The 20,382-nt window shown below is 37.2% G+C and carries 22 protein-coding genes; 5 read left to right on the top strand and 17 right to left on the bottom strand.

The genetic code is table 11. The features are described from left to right. Positions 1-13: 13 nt before the first annotated feature. The 14 genes from mraZ to ACQV2X_RS04355 form a co-directional block, all read right to left on the bottom strand. On the bottom strand, positions 14-439 hold the full coding sequence (gene mraZ, locus ACQV2X_RS04290) for a division/cell wall cluster transcriptional repressor MraZ (RefSeq protein ID WP_428873897.1): 426 nt from the start codon (positions 437-439) through the stop codon (positions 14-16). Between the two features lie 173 nt (positions 440-612). Continuing rightward, positions 613-993 carry a hypothetical protein gene (locus tag ACQV2X_RS04295; protein ID WP_428874972.1) on the bottom strand — a complete coding sequence of 127 codons (381 nt, stop codon included), beginning with the start codon at positions 991-993 and terminating at the stop codon, positions 613-615. A 40-nt stretch (positions 994-1,033) separates the two neighbouring features. Continuing rightward, the gene (locus tag ACQV2X_RS04300; protein ID WP_428874971.1) at positions 1,034-1,237 is read right to left on the bottom strand and encodes a DNA-directed RNA polymerase subunit beta; all 204 of its coding nucleotides are present in this window, start codon (positions 1,235-1,237) and stop codon (positions 1,034-1,036) included. A gap of 15 nt (positions 1,238-1,252) precedes the next feature. Further along, positions 1,253-2,317 carry a rod shape-determining protein gene (locus tag ACQV2X_RS04305; protein ID WP_428873861.1) on the bottom strand — a complete coding sequence of 355 codons (1,065 nt, stop codon included), beginning with the start codon at positions 2,315-2,317 and terminating at the stop codon, positions 1,253-1,255. 25 nt (positions 2,318-2,342) lie between these two features. After that, on the bottom strand, positions 2,343-3,656 hold the full coding sequence (gene murA / locus ACQV2X_RS04310; RefSeq protein ID WP_428873860.1) for a UDP-N-acetylglucosamine 1-carboxyvinyltransferase: 1,314 nt from the start codon (positions 3,654-3,656) through the stop codon (positions 2,343-2,345). A 62-nt stretch (positions 3,657-3,718) separates the two neighbouring features. Next, positions 3,719-3,952 (bottom strand): DUF1146 family protein, encoded by a 234-nt coding sequence (locus ACQV2X_RS04315; RefSeq protein ID WP_428892780.1) that lies wholly within the window; start codon positions 3,950-3,952, stop codon positions 3,719-3,721. Positions 3,953-4,106: 154 nt separating this feature from the next. Beyond that, positions 4,107-5,342 carry a hydroxymethylglutaryl-CoA synthase gene (locus ACQV2X_RS04320; protein WP_428873859.1) on the bottom strand — a complete coding sequence of 412 codons (1,236 nt, stop codon included), beginning with the start codon at positions 5,340-5,342 and terminating at the stop codon, positions 4,107-4,109. 41 nt (positions 5,343-5,383) lie between these two features. Next, entirely contained in the window at positions 5,384-6,625 is a 1,242-nt protein-coding gene (locus tag ACQV2X_RS04325; protein WP_428873858.1) for a hydroxymethylglutaryl-CoA reductase, degradative, read from the bottom strand. A 60-nt stretch (positions 6,626-6,685) separates the two neighbouring features. Continuing rightward, the gene (gene upp / locus ACQV2X_RS04330) at positions 6,686-7,324 is read right to left on the bottom strand and encodes a uracil phosphoribosyltransferase (protein ID WP_428873857.1); all 639 of its coding nucleotides are present in this window, start codon (positions 7,322-7,324) and stop codon (positions 6,686-6,688) included. Between the two features lie 26 nt (positions 7,325-7,350). Then, positions 7,351-8,577 carry a serine hydroxymethyltransferase gene (glyA, locus tag ACQV2X_RS04335; protein WP_428873856.1) on the bottom strand — a complete coding sequence of 409 codons (1,227 nt, stop codon included), beginning with the start codon at positions 8,575-8,577 and terminating at the stop codon, positions 7,351-7,353. A gap of 47 nt (positions 8,578-8,624) precedes the next feature. After that, a complete protein-coding gene (locus ACQV2X_RS04340) occupies positions 8,625-9,650 on the bottom strand; it encodes an L-threonylcarbamoyladenylate synthase (RefSeq protein WP_428873855.1) in 1,026 nt (341 codons plus the stop codon). After that, on the bottom strand, positions 9,631-10,518 hold the full coding sequence (gene prmC / locus ACQV2X_RS04345) for a peptide chain release factor N(5)-glutamine methyltransferase (protein ID WP_428891844.1): 888 nt from the start codon (positions 10,516-10,518) through the stop codon (positions 9,631-9,633). Before prmC ends, ACQV2X_RS04340 begins: the two co-directional genes overlap by 20 nt. Next, on the bottom strand, positions 10,502-11,581 hold the full coding sequence (prfA, locus tag ACQV2X_RS04350; protein ID WP_428882093.1) for a peptide chain release factor 1: 1,080 nt from the start codon (positions 11,579-11,581) through the stop codon (positions 10,502-10,504). Before prfA ends, prmC begins: the two co-directional genes overlap by 17 nt. A gap of 35 nt (positions 11,582-11,616) precedes the next feature. Then, positions 11,617-12,195, bottom strand: coding sequence for a thymidine kinase (locus tag ACQV2X_RS04355; RefSeq protein WP_428873852.1), 579 nt, complete (start codon positions 12,193-12,195; stop codon positions 11,617-11,619). Between the two features lie 195 nt (positions 12,196-12,390). Between ACQV2X_RS04355 and ACQV2X_RS04360 the strand changes: the two genes are divergently transcribed. From ACQV2X_RS04360 to ACQV2X_RS04375, 4 genes are all read left to right on the top strand, one after another. Beyond that, positions 12,391-13,731 (top strand): MurT ligase domain-containing protein, encoded by a 1,341-nt coding sequence (locus tag ACQV2X_RS04360; RefSeq protein ID WP_428892782.1) that lies wholly within the window; start codon positions 12,391-12,393, stop codon positions 13,729-13,731. 13 nt (positions 13,732-13,744) lie between these two features. Next, entirely contained in the window at positions 13,745-14,413 is a 669-nt protein-coding gene (locus ACQV2X_RS04365) for a type 1 glutamine amidotransferase (protein ID WP_428892783.1), read from the top strand. A gap of 100 nt (positions 14,414-14,513) precedes the next feature. Then, a complete protein-coding gene (locus ACQV2X_RS04370) occupies positions 14,514-15,176 on the top strand; it encodes an ABC transporter ATP-binding protein (RefSeq protein WP_428873849.1) in 663 nt (220 codons plus the stop codon). Further along, on the top strand, positions 15,176-15,961 hold the full coding sequence (locus ACQV2X_RS04375) for an ABC transporter permease (RefSeq protein ID WP_428873848.1): 786 nt from the start codon (positions 15,176-15,178) through the stop codon (positions 15,959-15,961). The genes ACQV2X_RS04370 and ACQV2X_RS04375 overlap by 1 nt, the downstream gene beginning before the upstream one ends. A gap of 41 nt (positions 15,962-16,002) precedes the next feature. Here the strand turns inward: ACQV2X_RS04375 and nagA are convergent, their stop codons facing one another. After that, the gene (gene nagA / locus ACQV2X_RS04380; RefSeq protein WP_428894271.1) at positions 16,003-17,157 is read right to left on the bottom strand and encodes an N-acetylglucosamine-6-phosphate deacetylase; all 1,155 of its coding nucleotides are present in this window, start codon (positions 17,155-17,157) and stop codon (positions 16,003-16,005) included. A gap of 108 nt (positions 17,158-17,265) precedes the next feature. Between nagA and ACQV2X_RS04385 the strand changes: the two genes are divergently transcribed. Then, positions 17,266-17,823, top strand: coding sequence for an HAD family hydrolase (locus ACQV2X_RS04385; protein WP_428894272.1), 558 nt, complete (start codon positions 17,266-17,268; stop codon positions 17,821-17,823). A gap of 195 nt (positions 17,824-18,018) precedes the next feature. Here the strand turns inward: ACQV2X_RS04385 and ACQV2X_RS04390 are convergent, their stop codons facing one another. Then, positions 18,019-19,161, bottom strand: a complete 1,143-nt coding sequence (locus tag ACQV2X_RS04390; protein WP_428894273.1) for a hypothetical protein — start codon at positions 19,159-19,161, stop codon at positions 18,019-18,021. A 269-nt stretch (positions 19,162-19,430) separates the two neighbouring features. Then, positions 19,431-20,378, bottom strand: coding sequence for an L-threonine 3-dehydrogenase (locus ACQV2X_RS04395; protein WP_428873844.1), 948 nt, complete (start codon positions 20,376-20,378; stop codon positions 19,431-19,433). Between the last annotated feature and the right edge of the window lie 4 nt (positions 20,379-20,382).

Consider the following 20,382-nt stretch of genomic DNA (forward strand, 5'->3'; position numbering starts at 1 on the left):
TCACCTCGTTATTTTAAAATCCAAAATCAATCATTTCTTCTGCAATATTTTCAAAATTTTCCTCAGCATCCTCTGCAAAATCTTCCCAAAGCTCACTGCTCCAAATCTCGATACGGTCTGATACGCCAATCACACGACATTCCTTATCAATCTTAGCGAACTCTATAAGATTTTTTGGTAAATTTATCCGTCCTTGCTTATCGATTTCTACTTCGGTGGCAGCCGAATAGAAAAAACGAGTAAACTTACGTGCGTCTTTTTTAGCTAGAGGTAATTGTTTTAATTTTTCTTCAATTGTTTCCCATGCATTCATGGGGTAGCCAAATAAACAGCCATCCAGACCTCTAGTTACTATAAAAGTCGAACCTAGTTCTGGACGAAACTTAGCAGGCATGATCAAGCGGCCTTTGGAATCGATATTATGTTGATATTCTCCCATTAACACGACTTGTTCACACTCCTCTCCTAAGTTAGATTAATTTTACCACATACTCCCACTTTTCACCACCTTATAGACAAAATTGAATAAAAAAACAGGTTTTGCTAGAAAGCAAAACCTGTTAAAGCTTGATATTATGATCATTTAAAGCTATTAAAAAAGTGGTGGGGTAATTAGAAAAAAATCGTCCACCATCTTAAAATAATCATTCCCACTAAATAAAAAACCAAGAAATAAAAAAGTAATTCACTTGCAGGCAAATAAAATTGCTTAAAATAGAAATGGTCGATTTCTTGTATATACTTATGTAATTGAACACCGATTGCAAAAGAAGAAAATAAAATAATAAATGGTAGCACATTAAAACCAAAAATTAGCCAGCCAAAACCGTAAATTAAAACCAATAAAGTGGGTAATAAACAAATGGCTAATGTTATAGGCCAATTTTTAAAATAGGTTAAATAAGGTCTCCCATATTTTTTAATTAAAAAAATCATAGTTAGAGGAATGATATAAAGCAATAACTCAAATACAGAAAAATCACTTGTCTGCAAAGTATCCCTTCTTTCCTCTAATGAATATTTCCTTTTAATATTATTCAATAAATGTCAATAAATGCAACCAGGTATCTTGATTAAATACTTCCCAATAATTTCCGTCTCCTAAAACAGCGTAACCGATAACTAAACCCATTCCAAAGACAATAATTAAAAGGATGATAAAGAAAAAAACTTTGAAGATCCCTTTCATAACTTGTTTAAATAGTGGATATTCTAAATATTTTAACTTCTCTGCCATTTATTCACCCCTAGTTTATTTCCAAATGGATTGCCACAATCTCATAAAGAAATTTGGCTTACTTGGTTTTTTATTATTTTTGTTTGGATCAATTAAACCGGATTCGACCCAATCCATCATTATACCAGTTCCTAATGCTACTGCATTCATGGGTTGGTCAGAAGGAATAGCTGAGACTTTTATCTGCTCAGTGATTAACAAATCTAGATCTTGGATCATAGCGCCCCCGCCTGTAATAACCAGTCCTTGATCATGGATATCTGCGATTATTTCTGGAGAAGCTTGTTCAATCACTCTGCGTATTGTTCTCACTATTTGATCTAATAAATCTTTTAATGCCCGATGTAAATCGTTAGAGTCAACATTAATTGCTTTTGGTAATCCTGTAACAAGATCGCGCCCCTTTAACTCTTGGTTATGAACATCTCTTCCATCCACCTTTTTAGCACAGGCAAGTTGCATTTTTATCCTCTCAGCTGATTGGATCCCAATGAGTAGTTGGTAATGGTCCTTAAAATACTGGATAATTGCTTCATCAAAGTCATCACCAGCTATCTTAATCGATTCTGCGTGAAGAATTTCACCTGAAGCAATAATTGCTATATCCGTCGTTCCTCCACCAATATCTACAATCATACTTCCTTTGGCTGATAAAACATCTAGGCCCGAACCGATAGCCGCTACCATCGGTTCAACTTCTACTCGAACCCTACCCGAAGTAACTTTTTGAACTGCCTCGAATAGTGAAAGTTGTTCTATTTCACTTACATTGGTTGGCGTTGAAATTAAAACATTTGCCTTTCTCAAGCCACGTCGAATGTGTGCGCGCTTGAAAAAGTGAAGAAGCATGGCTTCGGTTAAGTCATAGTCTGATACCACTCCACCTTTTAAAGGTTGTATAACTTCAAGAGACTTTGGCACTCTACCCCGCATTTCATAAGCTTCTCGTCCCACTGCCATTACTTCTTGAGTCGATTGATCTACAGCAATCACTGCGGGCTCATTTAAAATGATTCCTCGGCCTTTAAGATGGATTAATACATTGGTTGTTCCTAAATCAATACCTATATCTCTAGCCATTATACTCATCCTTTCTGGATGATAGTTAAGCAAACACAGCTTTTACAGCTGGTTTATTTTGAATGGATGGAATTGGCTGGATATTAACACGTTCGATGTTTGCTCCTAAGCGAGCTAGCTTTTCATGGAAGAGGTAATAACCACGATCAAGATATTTCAACTCAGAAACCCTTGTCAATCCTTTAGCAGTAAGTCCTGCAATAATAAGAGCAGCTGCCGCACGAAGGTCTGTCGCTTTAACCTGGGCACCTGATAATTCTGCAGGTCCGTACATTACAACTGTTTGGCGTTCAATTTTGAAATCAGCGCTCATTCGACGCAATTCTTCAAAGTGCATGAATCGATTTTCAAAAACGGTTTCAGAAAGTGCTGAGTCTCCCTTAGCTAATAATTGAGCAATCGACATTTGTGCCTGCATATCCGTTGGAAAGCCTGGATAAGGCATGGTTTTAATGTCTGTGGGTTTCAAAACCTTGGGACCAATTACCCTTAGCGAAGAATCAAACACTTCAAAAACAACGCCCATTTCTTGCAACTTACTAATTAGCGGTTTGTTGTGATGAGCAATCGCTCCTTCAATCATGACATCTCCATTAGTCACAGCAGCCGCTACCATAAAAGTACCGGCTTCGATACGATCTGGCATAACTTCATAGTCCGTAGCCAAAAGTTCTGAAACACCTTCGATACGTATTGTCTCCGTTCCAGCACCTGAAACTTTAGCACCCATTTTATTTAAAAAGTTAGCTAAGTCAACAATCTCTGGTTCTCTAGCAACATTTTCAATCACTGTTTCGCCTTTAGCTAAAACAGCAGCCATCATAATATTTTCAGTGGCTCCCACCGAAGGGAAATCCAGGTAAATATTGGCTCCGATTAACTGGTCTGCTTTTGCTTCAACATATCCTGCTGCATTTTCAATAGTAGCTCCTAATGCTTCAAATCCTTTTAGGTGCAAATCAATGGGACGTGTACCGATTGCACAACCGCCTGGCATGGCCACACGCGCATGACCAAAACGTGCTAACATTGGTCCCATTACAACGATCGAAGCGCGCATTTTACTAACAAAGTCATAGTCCGCCATAGTTTTAACCCGACCTGTCGCATCGAGCGTCATCTGATTATTCGCTTGATTGAATTTAGTCTCTAGGTCAATATTCTTTAGCAATTCGTTCATTGTTAAAACGTCTGATAAAACAGGCACATTACTTAGTCGTGTAATTCCTTTCGACGCCAAAATAGAAGCTGCCAGAATTGGTAAAACTGCATTCTTAGCACCTTCAACCTTGACTGTACCCTCCAAACGGTTGCCACCTTGTACAATAATTTCTTCCATTTTAAATGAATCCCCTTTTGAAGACTATCGCTTTGGAGTAGGCGAGAGACTTATACACATGATTAGAGAAACGCTGACATCAATAGTAGACGTAAGGTTTCAATGATTGTTATAAAAAACGAACTTGTCAAATAGCCCAAGCCAATACTACATAAAATACATAGGTATCGGTCCATTGCTTGGTGTTGAGGCTGTAAAACACTCCTCCAATTAACTTTTGACAGAGCCATATAGGCTAGGATGACAAAGAAAATGCGAAAAAACAGTACTGCCATACCATTTATAATTGCATACATTTAAATCACCCTTTCATGTTCGTAATCATCATAGCATAAATAAGAAGTAAGTAAAATGACTATAAAGCAAAAATACTATCAAAAAGAAATAGGGCTTAACTTTTCACAATAAAAAAGCTATCCTGCTAATCTTTGACAGTATGAAATCTATTTATTACTTTTTAAAGTCATTTTGATGACTAGCATTTTGTAGATAATAACGTCGATGGTTATCAATCTTAGCCAAATAAAACTCTCCTTCATGAACACTTGGATCAAATTCAATTATTTCGTCACTAGGCTCAATGGCTTCTAAGTATAGCTTTTCATATTCCTCAATGCTTAACTTTCGACGTTTCTGGAACATTGCTTCAATTTCATTCAAGAGTATAGCCTCTCTAAAACCTGGCTGTAATGCTCCAAAAAAACATTCAGCAACCGCACCTGAACCATAAGAAAATAGGGAAATCTTATCGCCTTTTTTAAGACTTTGATCATGAACTAAAAGTGAAATTAAGCCTAGATAAAGCGAGCCAGTATAAATGTTGCCAATATGTCTTGAATATTGAACAGCGTGATCGTAATGTTTGTCAAAACGGTCTAAAGCCTTCAACTTCTGATCTACATCTTTGAGTGTATTTGTTGAATCATTTAAATACTGACGATAGTTTTTAATCGCCTTACGACCCATTTTGGTAAATGGTAAATGGAACAATTGTACTTGATAAGCATCCCAAAAATCCGGTTTACGCTTACCTACTTCTTCCATAATATTCAAAAAGGTCTGATTATATAGATTGGTAGAAAACTTACCGTCTACACGTGGATATATGTCGTATTGTGGTCGCCAAAAATCAAATTGATTGTCAGTATAAGCAATGCTTTCTTCTTCAATAGCTAAAATCGCTGGATCAGCAGTTATTAACATAGCCACTGCTCCTGCTCCTTGAGTCGCTTCTCCAGAAGACGCTAGACCATATCGAGCAATATCGGTTGTAACGACTAACACCTTTCTTTCGGGTCTTAAGCGCACATAGTCAACAGCCGCTTGTAAAGCTGCCGTTCCTGCATAACATGCCTCTTTGATTTCATAGGAGCGTGCAAAACGGTTAATCTTTAATGCTTGGTGCAAATATATTGAAGCTGCTTTAGAATAATCAAAAGACGATTCAGTAGCTACAATCACTTGGTCAATTAAGTCCCGATCTTCTTTTGAAATAATTGGTAACGCTGCATTAATGGCCAATGTAACAATATCTTGTTTGTAATCCGTGACAGCCATTTGACTTTGGCCGATTCCAATTGTAAATTTTGCTGGATCAATATCTCTTGCTTGAGCTAATTCCTCCATGTCTACATATTGGGGTGGTATATAAAAATGAATACGGTCGATTCCAACTTTTGTTTTCATTAATTCCCTCCTCAGTTTTTTCAATCATAATAGACATTATCTTACGAATTTCTCATTTTGTCTAGTAAATCCCTTGCAATCTGAGAGTTAAAGCTTTCTCTTACTTTTAACAATTTAACTAATAGGTCGATTTCATCGGCTTTGGCTCCCACTTGTATCGCTAAGCTACGAGCCTGCAATCCCATATGACCCTTTTGTATACCTTCGGATACGATGGCTTTTAAGGCTGCAAAGTTTTGGGCTAAACCGACAGAAGCAACAACTTGAGCTAACTCTAAAGCATTAGGATTTCCCATTAAATTTAAAGACCACTTTGCCATTGGATGAATGGATAAGGTCCCCCCCACCGTAGCGACTGGAAGAGGAATGTCCATATGTCCGCTCAATTCAGCCTTCTTAGAATCATAAAACCACTGACTTAAACCTCGATATTTTCCTTCTTTACATGCAAAGGCATGAACACTCGCTTCTACCGCACGCCAATCATTTCCTGTAGCAATCAAAACCGCATCCACTCCATTCATAATCCCTTTATTATGAGTTGTGGCACGGTAAGGATCCAATTGGGCATAGTCACTAGCCATAGCAATTTTTTGGGCAATAGGATGGGCTCTATCTAAATTTATATCTATACGCTCAATAGAAAGAGTCGCTTCCACCTTAACAAAATTTTGTGGATTGTAATTTGAAAGAATTGCCATTAAAACCTTGCCACCAATATCTTTTTTTATCTCAAAGGCTAATGCTTCCAAAACAGTATTTAAAGAGTTGGCTCCCATAGCTTCACAAGGGTCAAATAGTAGATAATAGGAATGGTAGAGCGTCTGATTGCTGCGATAAGCCGAATACTCAATATCTAAAGGTCCCCCTCCTCTTTCTACCATCCGATAAGCTACTTTTTTAGCAAAGCTCAACCACCCCTCTTTATGCTTGTTAAGAGCTTGTTTCGCTTCAGCTTCTGTCCAATCAGTTAAAACAATTTGTCCTTTAATTGTTTTACGGTCTAAATGCGCTTTAATATTACCCAGATGTTTGGCGCCATTGGATGCCGCAGCTATTACCGATGGTTCTTCTGTTACCATCGGAACTATGTAGTCCTTTTCGTTCACTTGAATAGTCGGTAATATCCCCATTGGAAGGCCATAAGTGTAGAGATAGTTTTCAATCATCTGATTGGCTCTTTTTTCATCTAATATAGGAAAATCCATCTTATTTTCTAAATAAGGGGAAATATTTAAACGTCTTTCCTGTAATGATTGACGGTAAAATTTCTTAAGTGTCATTAAATGCTCCTCATAAAAAAACACAGGTAGAAAAATCTACCTGTGCAAGTAATTTAAAAATTATTTAGTCCCGAAGATACGGTCACCAGCATCACCAAGTCCTGGTAGAATATAGGAATTCTCATTTAAGCGCTCATCCAAGGCAGCTGTAAAGATATCAACAGTTGGAAAAGCTTCTTGCAAAGCCTTCACTCCTTCAGGAGCAGCCACTAAACATACAAATGTAATGTGCTGCTTATCAACGCCATATTTCTCAGTTAATTGTTTAAGAGCCGAAATGGCAGATCCTCCTGTAGCTAACATTGGATCGACTACAAATACTTGGCGATCTTTAATATCAAGAGGAAGCTTAGCAAAATATTCAACAATCTCTAATGTATCATGCTCACGATACAAACCAATGTGACCCACGCGAGCAGCGGGGACCAAAGATAAAATTCCGTCTACCATACCTAATCCTGCACGAAGAATTGGAACAATAGCCATTTTCTTACCAGCAATTTGTTTTTGCTTAGTAACAGCTAGTGGTGTTTCAATTTCAACTTCTTCAAGCGGTAGGTCGCGTGTGATTTCATAAGCCATCAACATAGCAATCTCATTGGTTACTTCACGAAACACTTTAGTTGAAGCGTTCTTATCGCGAATAATGGTTAGTTTATGTTGAATTAAGGGATGATCAACTACCGTAAATTTTGCCATTCTTTTTCCTCCTAATCTAAAGTATCTTAGTGATAAGCGTTAAGAGGCTTGTCAGCTACAATTGCTTCTGCTTGCTTACGTAGTTCAGCAAGTTCAGACTCTTCGGCTTTAAGAGCCTTAACAATAATTTCAGCAATTTCACGTGCTTGATCTTCTTTAATACCTCTTGAAGTAATTGCTGGTGTTCCCACACGGATACCTGATGTTTCAACAAATGAACGTTGGTCATTTGGAATAGAGTTCTTATTAACAGTGATTGCAACTTCTTCTAAGCGGTTTTGTGCCCACTTACCAGAAACATCAAAGCTTGTTAAGTCTAATAACATTAAGTGGTTATCTGTACCACCTGAGATAACGCGTAAGCCACTCTCGTTAAATACTTCTGCCATAGCAGCGGCATTCTTAATAACTTGTTGTGCATACTCTTTAAATTCAGGTTGTAAAGCTTCACCAAAAGCAACTGCTTTAGCTGCAATAACGTGCTCTAAAGGTCCTCCTTGGATTCCTGGGAAGATAGCAGAGTTTAATTTCTTACCATATTCTTCTTTAGCAGTTAAGATCATGCCACCACGAGGACCTCTTAAAGTCTTGTGAGTAGTAGTTGTAACTACATCCGCGTAAGGAAGTGGATTTGGATGTAAACCAGCCGCTACTAAACCAGCGATATGCGCCATATCAACCATTAAAATAGCGCCAACTTCTTTAGCAATCTTTGCAAATCTTTCAAAGTCGATTGTACGTGAGTAGGCAGAAGCACCCGCAATAATCATTTTTGGCTTCTCTTCACGCGCAATTTTTTCTAAAGTGTCATAGTCTAGCTGTTCATTTTCATCAAGACCATAAGCTAACATATGATATGATTGACCAGAGAAGTTAACTGGTGAACCGTGAGTCAAGTGCCCACCTTGAGATAAGTCCATACCTAATACTTTATCTCCTGGTTCTAAGAAGGCACGGTAAACAGCTAAGTTAGCTGAAGAACCTGAGTGAGGTTGAACGTTAACATAAGTTGCGCCAAATAATTCTTTGGCACGATCAATTGCTAATTGTTCTAGGATGTCTACGTATTCACACCCACCATAATAACGACGTCCTGGATATCCTTCAGCATATTTATTGGTTAGGATTGACCCTTGAACCTTCATAACATCTTCAGATACAAAGTTTTCTGAAGCAATTAATTCGATACCATGCGTTTGACGTTGGCGTTCTTTTTCAATTACCTCAAAAACTTCTGCATTAATATTTGACATATATACACCCTCCAAAAAAATAGTTACAACATTTAGTTGTAGTTTAATTATAACATAAATGACGACGCTTTCGTAACCCTATTCATGAAAGCAAGTGTTTTCTCATCATTTTCTAATCCTTGAACATAAATTTTCTCTGCCGGACCTTTTTCTAGAGCCCTAAGTCCAGAAAATAAATGTTGTGAAGCGCTCTGCCAGTCATTCGGTTGACCCAATGAATAACTATCGACAACCTGGGGCCGTTCTTTCAAACCATCAATAATAGCATTATCAGCCAAAATGCCTATCTTCATCGATTCTTTATTGACTAATTCAACCCATTCTTCTATTTTTCTCGGAAATGCTATCAGGTAAACCGGTTGTTTGGGACTATAATGACGATATTTGACTCCTGGGGAAGCTACATTTAAATTAGCCAATTGCATTTTTTCAGAAACAATCTGAACAGGACAGGCTGTTTTAGCTTGAATCTGACTAGGCGTGATATGGCCTGGTCGTAAAACATCCACTCTATCCTCATGGGGATAGACAACTGTCGACTCAATACCCACCTCCGTTAAAGCTTGGCCATTATTTAGAATTCCAGCAATTACACCTCTAAAATCATGTAGTACATGCGCCAAGCTCGTCGGACTTGGTTTGCCAGATAGATTTGCTGACGGACCTACTAGTGGGGTTCCCACTAAGTCAATTAATTCTAAGGTGAGAGACTGATTAGGCATCCGAATAGCTACGCTTTGCTTACCGCCAGTCACGTTATCAGCTACTTTGCCTTTTTTAAGTGGAAAAATAATCGTTAAAGGTCCCGGCCAGAAACTATCCATCAATGATTGAGCGATGGGGGAGATTTCATTCACTAGTTCTTCAACTTGATCTTGATTGGCAACATGCACGATTAAGGGGTTGTCATTAGGACGGCCCTTTGCTTTAAAGACTTTTGCCACAGCTGCTGGATTTGTGGCAATAGCCCCTAATCCATAAACCGTTTCGGTTGGAAAAGCGATTAATTCCCCCTTTTTTAGTAGTTCTGCTGCTTGAGGCAAGCTTTGCTTATCAAAAATTAGAGTCTTCATTTAAATCCTCCTCTCGCATCAAAGATACATATCGATCTTTACCCGCAAAATCACGTCCAATTTGAATAAAAGCCGCTGGAAAAGCGTCTTGTAATATCGTCTTAACAGCCAGTCCTTGGGCAAAACCTATTTCCAAAAAAACACCGGCTCTTGGTTTTAAGTGTGAAGGTAATTGCTTAGCTAAAGCTTTATAAATGGCTAAACCTTCATCTTCCGCAAACAAGGCGGATTGTGGTTCATATTTTTTTACAGAAGCATCCATTAAATCCAACTCACTTTGAGCAATATATGGTGGATTAGAAACGAATACATCAAATTGAAAATCTGGCTTAAAGGCTTGCATCAAGTCTGAATGGACAAATTGAATATTCACTTGATGGTCATTAGCATTTTTCTTAGCTAGTTGAAGGGTTGCTTGTGAGAAATCACTAGCATATACTTCCCAAGTTGGTAAAGCTTTCTTTAATTCAATAGCAATTATGCCTGAACCGGTTCCTAAATCGATTACTTTGCCTGGAGGCAGCTGACGCATATAAGCCAGCGCTTTTTCAACTAAACCAGCCGTTTCTTCTCGTGGGATCAAGCAAGCCGGACTTACCTGATATTTGTGGTCCATAAAATAAGTGTAGCCGCTAATATACTGTATCGGTTCATCATTTACTATCCGGTGGAGAGCAGAATCAAATTGGCTGGCTAGACCTTGTGAAATCGGTTGATTTAAAAACTTGACGGTCTGACTTAAATCCCAATCAAACAACTGCATCCAATAATAGCGCGCCAAATTTGCATCGTGGCCGTGTTGATTCAAAAAAAATGAAGCCTTTTGGAGGGCTTCATTTAAAGTTAGTTCTTTATGCTCCTTGACCATTGAGCTCCTCCAACTTTTGCGTTTGGTCATATACAACAAGGGCATCAATGATTTCATCGATATTGCCTTGCATAATAGAATCGAGTTGCTGAATGGTTAAGCCAATCCGATGGTCGGTCACACGGTTTTGTGGATAATTATATGTGCGAATTCGTTCAGATCGGTCTCCAGTACCTACTGCCAACTTTCTTTCAGAATCAAAAGCTTCTTGCTTTTCAGACTGCAGAATATCGTAAACACGTGTTCTTAATACTTTCATGGCTTTTTCTCTATTTTTTAATTGTGATCGCTCATCTTGCATAGCTACCACAACTCCTGTTGGGATATGGGTCATTCGAACAGCTGAAGCTGTCTTGTTAACGTGCTGTCCACCAGCACCAGAAGCATGATAAATATCCACACGGATATCATTTTCATCTAAATCAAAATCGATTTCCTCTTGTTCAGGCATTACCACTACTGTAGCAGTGGATGTATGAACCCGACCTTGCGATTCGGTTTCTGGTACACGTTGCACTCTATGTGCACCGTTTTCGAATTTTAGTTTGGAGTAGACTTTTTCGCCTGTAATCATTAAGGTTACTTCTTTGTATCCTCCAATGCCTGTAATATTGGCTGACATTAGTTCGACTTTCCAGCCCTGGGCTTCAGCAAACTTGGAGTACATGGTTAAAAGATCCCCTGCAAATAGTTGTGCTTCATCCCCACCGGCTGCTCCTCGAATTTCCATGATAATGTTTTTGCCATCATTAGGATCTTCTGGCAACATCATCAATTTAATTTCTTCTTCTAATTGATCTTTTTCTTCCTTCAAATCAGAAAGTTCTAACTTGGCTAATTCTGCCATATCAGGGTCTAAATCGCCCGCTAACATTTCTTCTGTATCTGATAGTTCTTCATTGACTTGTTTATAACGACGAATTTTAGCTACCTTGGGTCTTAAATCGGATTCCTCAATCGATAACTTTCTTAATCGATCCGAATCAGATATAATTTCTGGATCACTCATCATTTCGATTACTTCCTCAAAACGGAAGATTAATTGATCTAATTGTTCAAACATGACATTCTCCTCAATCTACTTATTAAAGTCTTTTTTTAAATTTTTCCAGGGTTTTTATAACATTTACGACAAACAGGCAAATAAGCTTCATTGCCCCCTATTTGAATTTGGTCTCCTTCATAAACTGGTTGACCATCAAGAAACCTTAAATTCATAGTGGCTTTTTTATGACAGAACCAACAAATTGTTTTAATTTCTTCGATTTTATCAGCATAAAGGAGCAAATATTTTGACCCTTCAAATAGTTCATTGGTAAAATCATTTTTCAAACCAAAGGCCATGACCGGAATATTTAACTCATCGACAACCTTAGCTAATTCAATGATATGGTGTTTCTTTAAGAATTGTGCCTCATCAACCAAGACACAAAAAAGGCGGTCTTTTTGGTGAGAAGCCTTAATCTTTTCATAAAAGTTATCCTCATCAGAAATCGGAATAGCTTGTCGATTGAAACCTGTTCGTGAAGAAACAATCCCTACCCCGTCACGGTTATCTATTGCTGAAGTATAGATTTGCACAGCTTTGTTTTGTTCTTCATAGTTATGAGCAACTTTAATAATTTCTATTGATTTACCTGAATTCATTGCTCCATATTTAAAATAAAACTTAGCCATTACCATGCTCCTCTTGTCTGTAGTTTAATTCAACCTATTCATAATAGGTTATTTTTATTTAGAAAGTCAATCCTTCACACACTATTCTATTCTATCACATCCTATCACTTGTCAAAAGAGATTCTTTCTTCCAAATTTACTTGAGGACTGATAGAATAATATTACTTGTATATTATGAAAAGTTGAGGTGGTAGTATGCCATTACGTAGCCAAATCGCTCGTATTATTGGAAAGACAAGCCGTTATTTATTAACTAAATTCACTCAAGGAGGGTCCTCCTTACCTGGAAAAATTGCCCTTACTATAGAACCCGATCTCTTAAAAGAATTAGCCAACAATTATCAAGTTGTGGTTGTTACTGGCACAAACGGAAAAACGCTAACAACCTCTTTAATTGTTGAAATTTTAAAAGAAGTAGAGCCCTTAGTCATTACCAATCCCTCTGGATCAAATATGCATCAAGGAATAGTAACTACGTTTTTACAAGCCCCTCGCTTAAAAGATGGCCAAAAAGGAATAGCCATTTTAGAAGTCGATGAAGGCTCTTTAAGCCATGTGGTTAAAGCCATCCAACCGGAGTATTTTGTTTTTACAAATATTTTCCGCGACCAGTTGGATCGTTTTGGTGAGCTTCATACTATTTTTGATTTATTAAAAAATGCTGCTAAAAGTGTGCCTACAGCCAAAATTATTGCCAACGGCGATCTACCAATGTTTAATTCATTAGAAATAGAAAATGAGAAAATTTTCTTTGGTTTTGATCATCAAAAGGATGAACGGATTGTTCCGCATCATAATACCGATGGTTTACTTTGCCCAATATGCGATCATATCCTAACCTATAAAATGATTACTTATGCTAATTTAGGTAAATATTATTGCGAACATTGTGGTTTTAAACGTCCCAAATTAACTTATACCGTCGATCAAATTAATGAGCTGGCGCTTACCCACTCCCAATTTTCGATTAATGGCCAGTCCTTCACTTTACCAGTTGCTGGTAAGTATAATATTTATAATGCTTTAGCCGCTTATTCATTGACTAGAGAGCTAGGGTTAGATGATAGTGAGATTCGACAAGCTTTTGAAAAAGCTAAGAAAGTATTTGGTCGACAAGAAAGTATTCAAATAAAAGACAAAAAGGTTCTACTTAATTTGGTGAAAAATCCGGTTGGTTTAGATCAAGTACTAGAACTGATTACTTTTGATCATCAACCCTTCACTTTAGTCAATATTCTAAATAATCAATATGCTGATGGGACAGATGTTTCATGGATTTGGGACGGTAATTATGAACGATTAAAGACCATGCCAGTCGCTGAAGTCATCACCGCTGGTGATAAAGTAGATGATTTGACCAAGCGAATTGTTGTTGCGGGAATTGATGAAAATCAAATTAAAAAAGCTCACTCAATAGAAGAAATTTTCCAGCTGATTGAGCAAGCCAACACAGAAAACATTCATGTTTTAGCAACTTATACTGCCATGCTTCAATTAAGAGAAGAACTAAAAAAGCAGGGCTATCTAAATCATTGAGAGGAAGAAGTGAATGAAAACTTTTAGAATTTGTCACTTATATGGTAATTTACTTAATACATATGGTGATAATGGAAATTTACTGATGCTTCAATACCATGCCCAAAAAAGAGGGATGGATGTATTAACTGAAGTGGTAACAATTGATGACCTTTTTGATCCTACTGCCTATGATTTAGTCTTTTTTGGTGGTGGACAAGATTACGAGCAAAAGGTAATTGCTAAACAGATCCAATCCATCCGACCTGGTTTGCAAGAATTCATTGAAAAAGATGGTGTCGTTCTAGCAATTTGTGGTGGTTATCAACTCTTAGGTCATTATTATGTTAATGCTAAAGGAGAAAAAATACCGGGACTTGGTATTCTTGACCATTTTACTGAAAGACAAATCAACCACCGCTTTACCGGTGATACCAAAATCTATTCTGACTATTTTAAGCGCGAACTCATCGGGTTCGAGAACCACAATGGTGTGACTCATTTAGGAAAAAATCAAAAAGCTTTCGGAAAAGTCATTCAAGGATATGGGAATAATGGTAAAGACCAAACTGAAGGGACCCATTACCGCAATACTTTTGGCAGTTATTTTCACGGTCCCTTATTAGTTAAAAACGATTGGTTGACTGATGAGTTAATTGATTTAGCTCTTTCTAATCAACAGACTCCTAAAGTTGAAGCCTAAGGCAATTAAAGCCAAAGGCTTCAACTTTTTTCTAGTTAGCTTTAATAAGAGTCACCCTCATGTTAAAATAAATGATAATGATTCTAAAAAGGAGTATATTATGTCAAATATTCTTACAGTCAAAGATCTTACTATTCAAAGTTCAAAGAAAACAATTATTTCTGACTTGTCTTTTAAGATTGAAAAAGGGGATTTTGTTTCTATCAATGGCCCTTCTGGATCAGGAAAATCAACCCTCTTAAAAGAAATTGTTTACTTAAATGCCCCTAACCTAAGCCGATCAGGGTCTATTTTTTTTGAAGAGAAAGAAATTGACCAGTATCCACCCATTGAACTGAGACAAAAAATTTCCTACTGCTTCCAAACAGCTCAATTGTTTGGTCGAGATGTATGGGATAATTTGTCCTTCCCTTATGAAATTCGCGATTTACCCGCTGATAAAGATCGTATTGTTCAATTATTGCAAGAAGTAGAACTTTCAAGCGATTATTTAAGCAAAGAAATTAATAGTTTATCTGGAGGAGAAAAACAACGGGTTGCTCTTATTCGAAATTTAATTTTTCCGCCGGAAATTTTATTATTAGATGAAATTACCTCTGCTCTTGATCAAAGAACCAGAGAAATACTATGGCGTTGGCTACTCAACTATATTGATAAAGAAGGAATTACTACTCTTTTAATTAGTCATTTAGACAAGGACCACCAGCTTGCTAATCGCGAAGTTTATATATCGAAAAATATCGATGAAAGCGAGGAAGAATAATGACTCAGAATCTTCAAGTTAGTCCGCTTACTTTAGCCCTTTCTTTTTCCCTTGTTTTAATAACCTTTTATATTTCATATAAAGAACAACTGGACCTTTGGAAAGATTTATTGATTGCCATAGTAAGAGTTATTTTACAATTATTAATTGTAGGCTATGTCTTAGAACAAGTCTTCTCTATCGATAACGCTTTGCTTACTGTAGCCATGGTTGCGGTTATTATTTTCAATGCCGCTTGGAATGCTTCTAAGCACGGTAAAGGAATAAATAAAGCCTTCGCCATTTCTTTATCAGCAATCGGAATTGGATCACTCACTAGTTTAGCAATATTAGTCTTATCTGGTTCTCTAAAATTTACCCCTTCCCAAGTGGTTCCAATCACAGGGATGATTTCTGGGACGGCCATGACGGCTCTCGGTTTAACCTATAGAAATTTGAAACAGCTTTTTGAAGATCATAGACAGGCATTTCTAGAAATGCTAGCCTTAGGAGCAAGTCCACAGCAAGCTAGCACGCATATTAAAAAACTGGCCGTTAAATCTGGTATTCAGCCAACCATCGATAGCGTGAAAACTACAGGAGTTGTCACCTTACCGGGTATGATGTCGGGTTTAATTTTTGCCGGTGTCGATCCAACCAAGGCAATTATGTATCAAATGATGATCTCCTTTACTTTATTAGGTACCACTTCACTGGTCTCAGCAACTTCCGCTCATTTAGCTATTCGTACTTTTTTCAATGATCGCTATCAATTAACCTTCATGCCAGAAAATGATAAAAAATAAAGTAAAATAAAATCCCCAAGAGGGGTTTCTTGGGGATTATTCTATACTCGATATCTTAATTGGCCATCTAAGTAGGTTGCTTGTAAGTCAGCTTTTTGATTAAGAACAATAAAATCAGCTGCTATATCTTTTCTTATTGAGCCACATTCAGCTTGAATTCCGACAGAACGCGCTGGATTTAGACTCGCCATCCGAATTGCTTGGTCGACTGTTGCTAGTTCCCATTTAATCATGTTTTGAACGCCTTGTATCAGTTCTAGAATAGAGCCCGCGAGGCTTCCTCCTTCAACTAATCGCGCTGTTCCTTCGCTTACCATTACATCAAACTCACCTAAACGGGAGATGCCTTCTCCCATGCCACCGGCTCGCATACAATCAGTAATTAAAACTGTCTCTTCTAGTCCTCTAGCTTTAAGTGCAATTTCAATAGCAGCTGGGTGAACATGGTGGCCGTCGGCTATGATTTCAGCAAAAACATCTTTCAAGCTAAGTGCCGCGCCAACCATACCAGGATTGCGATGGTGCAAACCTGACATACCATTGTATAAATGAATAAAAATATCAGCACCTGCCTCTACTGCAGCTTTTGCTTGATCATAACTAGCATCTGAATGGGCAAGTGCAGTATGGACTCCTTGGGCTTTGGCATATTCAATAAATGGAATGACTCCTTGACGTTCTGGTGCAATTGCAATTTTATTGACTAAACCCCCTGACAATTTTATCCATTCACTTAATGCATCAATCGAGGGATCACTCATGTATTTGGGATTTTGTGCCCCTTTATATTTTTCTGTAAAGAAAGGTCCTTCTAAAAAGATTCCTCGGACTTTAGCTCCCTGACAGGTTTGATAATTTGTTTTGATCATCGAACATACTGCATTTAAACGCTCAATCGAATCGGTTAAAGTTGTTGGCAAAAAGGAGGTCACTCCGCAAGTCAATAATTGGTCAGAAATATGGCGCAGACCTTCAGGATCATTATCCATAATATCGTAACCTTGATAGCCGTGGATATGTGTATCCACTAAACCAGGAGCAATTATCAGATTCTCATAATCTTTTATTCGCTCAACATTTGCTGGCAAATCACTCACAATTTCGCCAAACTTACCCTCATCTGTTACTTCAAGAAAGGCTTCCTCAACTACTGAACTATCTAATATAATTTGCTTTGCTTTATAGTATTTACTCATACCATCACTCCTCTTACTACATATTATACTTGTTTTTGAAAATTATAGAATAATTTTGCTAATAACTATGCTGTGATGAGATAGATAAGTTTATATAGGAGTTTAAAATTGATTAAAGCAATAGGTTTTGACTTAGATGATACACTCTATGATCGAAGTGCCATTTATCAGCAGGTATATGAAGCCTTTCAATCAGACAACCCTTATAACATCCCCTTTGATTCTTTTAATCCTGTCTACCAGCATTATTCGAAAAATCTTTACCAATCCTTTATTGCCGATAACTGTAGTAAACTTCATTATCAATTGCAGCGGACTATTGATGCTTTTAGCACTTTCGAGCATGAAATTCACTTAGATCCAGCTCATAGTTTTCTTGATCTATACAAGGATTGCAAAAAATATCTAACGCTTCGTCCAAATTTTCATGAATGCTTGCTCCACCTTAAAGAAAGTTCTGTAGAACTCTTTATACTGACTAAAGGAGCCAATGCTGGTCAAAGGAGTAAAATTGAAGTGCTCGGCTCAAGGCAATACTTTGATGAGGATCAAAATTTCATATCGGAAAACTTGGCTTATTCGAAAGCTGATGTTGAAATTATCAATAAAATTACTAACTCACTTGCTTGCGCAAAAGATGAAATTATTTATAGTGGAGTTGATTAGACCAATGACATCGAAGGATCTTTAAATAGTGGTTGGCAAGCTATTTGCTTTAATGTCCATAACAAACCTGGTAGGAATGATCATCCCTATCTTAAAGCAATCCAATTTGAAAAGGACCTTTGTAATTTACTATCCAATCTTTAAAAAAAATCCGAGCAAATTGCTCGGACTTTTTTTACGTCTATTCATATAAAATTATTGTTCAGAAGTTGTTTCTTCATTTTCTTCTGTTGTATCTGAATCTTCATTTTCATCAGATTCTTCTGTAGTTGTTTCTTCATGTCCTTCAGATTCCTCTGTAGTTGTTTCTTCATGTCCTTCAGATTCCTCTGTAGTTGTTTCTTCGTTAGAAGGAGCATCTTGACCACCATTGTTTGACTCTTGGGGACTAGTTACTGCATTCCCTTCACTATCTACCGCTTCTTCAACTTCACTGCCTTCAACTTTTAGAACTTCTAAAGTTGTAGCATCTAAAGTAATGGTCATCATTTTTCCTTCGGTTGGTTCTTCAGTGTTTTCATAAACAAATACGGCCACTTCAGTGACATCTGTTTCTTCATTAACTGAATAAACAAATTCTAATGCTTCACCCATGCCAGCTTCTTCTTCAGCGGCTTCTTTAATTTCGTCAAAACCAGCAAGATCTTCAAAATCAATAGTAGCTAAAGGCTCATCAGACATTTCCTCTTCAGTATCAGATTCGCTTTCTTCATTGTCTGACATCATATCATCCATTGCATCTTCTGCATCTGACATCATATCATCCATTGCATCTTCTGCATCTGACATCATGTCATCCATAGTATCTTCAGCTTCAGACATCCTATCTTCAACTTCGTTTTCGTCTTCAGGGATTTCTTCTTTCGTACGAGCATCATAAGAAACAGTTACATCTTCCATTGCTTCTTCATCTGTACCTTCAATCGTAATTTCAAATGGATCTACCTCATCCATTTCGTCTTCAGTCATTTCTTCATCTGACATTTCATCTTGGGTCATTTCTTCTTCAGATTCGTCATCAGCCATTCCCATTTCTGACTCGACTTTGACAGATAGATCATCTTCTTCATCTTCTTCTAAAGGTTGGATGATAATACGATTAATTCCAACTTCTGGATAATCTTCTTGATACTTTTTAACGATTTCTTCCAAAGCTTTCTGCATTGGACTTACTTCTTCATCTTCTTCAACTGTTGTTTCTTCCATAGAATCTTCAATCATTGAGTCCACAGTTGTTTCACTATCTTCTTGAGCAAAGATAGATACAGTTGGAGCTATAGCTCCTAAGGTGATAGCGCTCATTGAAATTAAAACTAATTTTTTAAAAGATTTTTTCATTATAAAATCGCTCCTTTGTTCTTCTAGTATGTCTTCATCATACATCCTATATTCTATTTATGCTAGTAATTTGCTTAGAAATAATGATGATTTTTTTAAGAATATTATTCCCATCCCTATTGTAGATGCTTTTATATCAGTGTTTGTCGGAGTTTACTTTTTAATCCACAAACGAACACTCTTCTAATTTTGTTCACAATTTATTCATAATTATTATTTATGAATGAAAAATAGCGTTGGCAAACAAGCCAACGCTATTAAGTCAAAAATTATTGTTTAGCTTTTAATTTCTCAAGCATATCCACTGTCATCTTATCTAAATCATATTCTGCTTTAAAGTTCCATTCTTCTTTAGCAGCTGAAATATCCATTTCATCTGGCCAAGATTTCGCAATGCGCTCTAAAGTTGGATTCACATCGTAAGTCATTTCGAAGTCTGGCATGACTTTACGGATTGATGCCGCAATTTCTTCAGGCTCGAATGACATACCTGAAATATTGAAAGCATTGCGATGAACCAATTTATCAGCATCAGCTTCCATTAAATCAATGATTGCTTGAATAGCATCTGGCATGTACATCATGTCCATTTTTACACCTTGAGGAATATTGCAGACATATTTACCATACTTAATCGCATCATAATAGATTTGCACTGCGTAGTCAGTTGTTCCACCTCCTGGAGGTGTTACGTAAGATATTAAACCAGGGAAACGTACGCCACGAGTATCCACACCAAAGCGAGTATAGTAATAATCACACAGTAACTCACCTGCTACCTTAGTAATTCCATACATTGTTGTTGGGCGCTGAATAGTATCTTGAGGAGTACCAACTTTTGGTGTGTCTGGACCAAACGCACCAATAGATGAAGGTGTAAAAAATTGAAGCTCTAATGAACGAGCAACTTCTAATCCATTTACTAAACCTTGCATGTTAATATCCCATGCTAATAAATGCTTTTCTTCTGCAACAGCTGATAATAAAGCAGCCATATGAATTAATGTGTCTACTTCGTGATTTTTAGCAATAGCCATAAATGCGTCCATATCCATTACATCTAAAATAGCGAAGTTAGGATGATTACAGACTTCATTTCCCTCTACTACACGGATATCTGTAGGTACGACATTTTCTTCACCATACATATCATTTAACTTAACAACTAATTCCGAACCGATTTGGCCTAATGCACCAGTAATTAAGATTTTTTTCATGATT

The organism is Facklamia sp. P12945 (assembly GCF_050409485.1).
Taxonomy (GTDB): Bacteria; Bacillota; Bacilli; order Lactobacillales; family Aerococcaceae; genus Facklamia.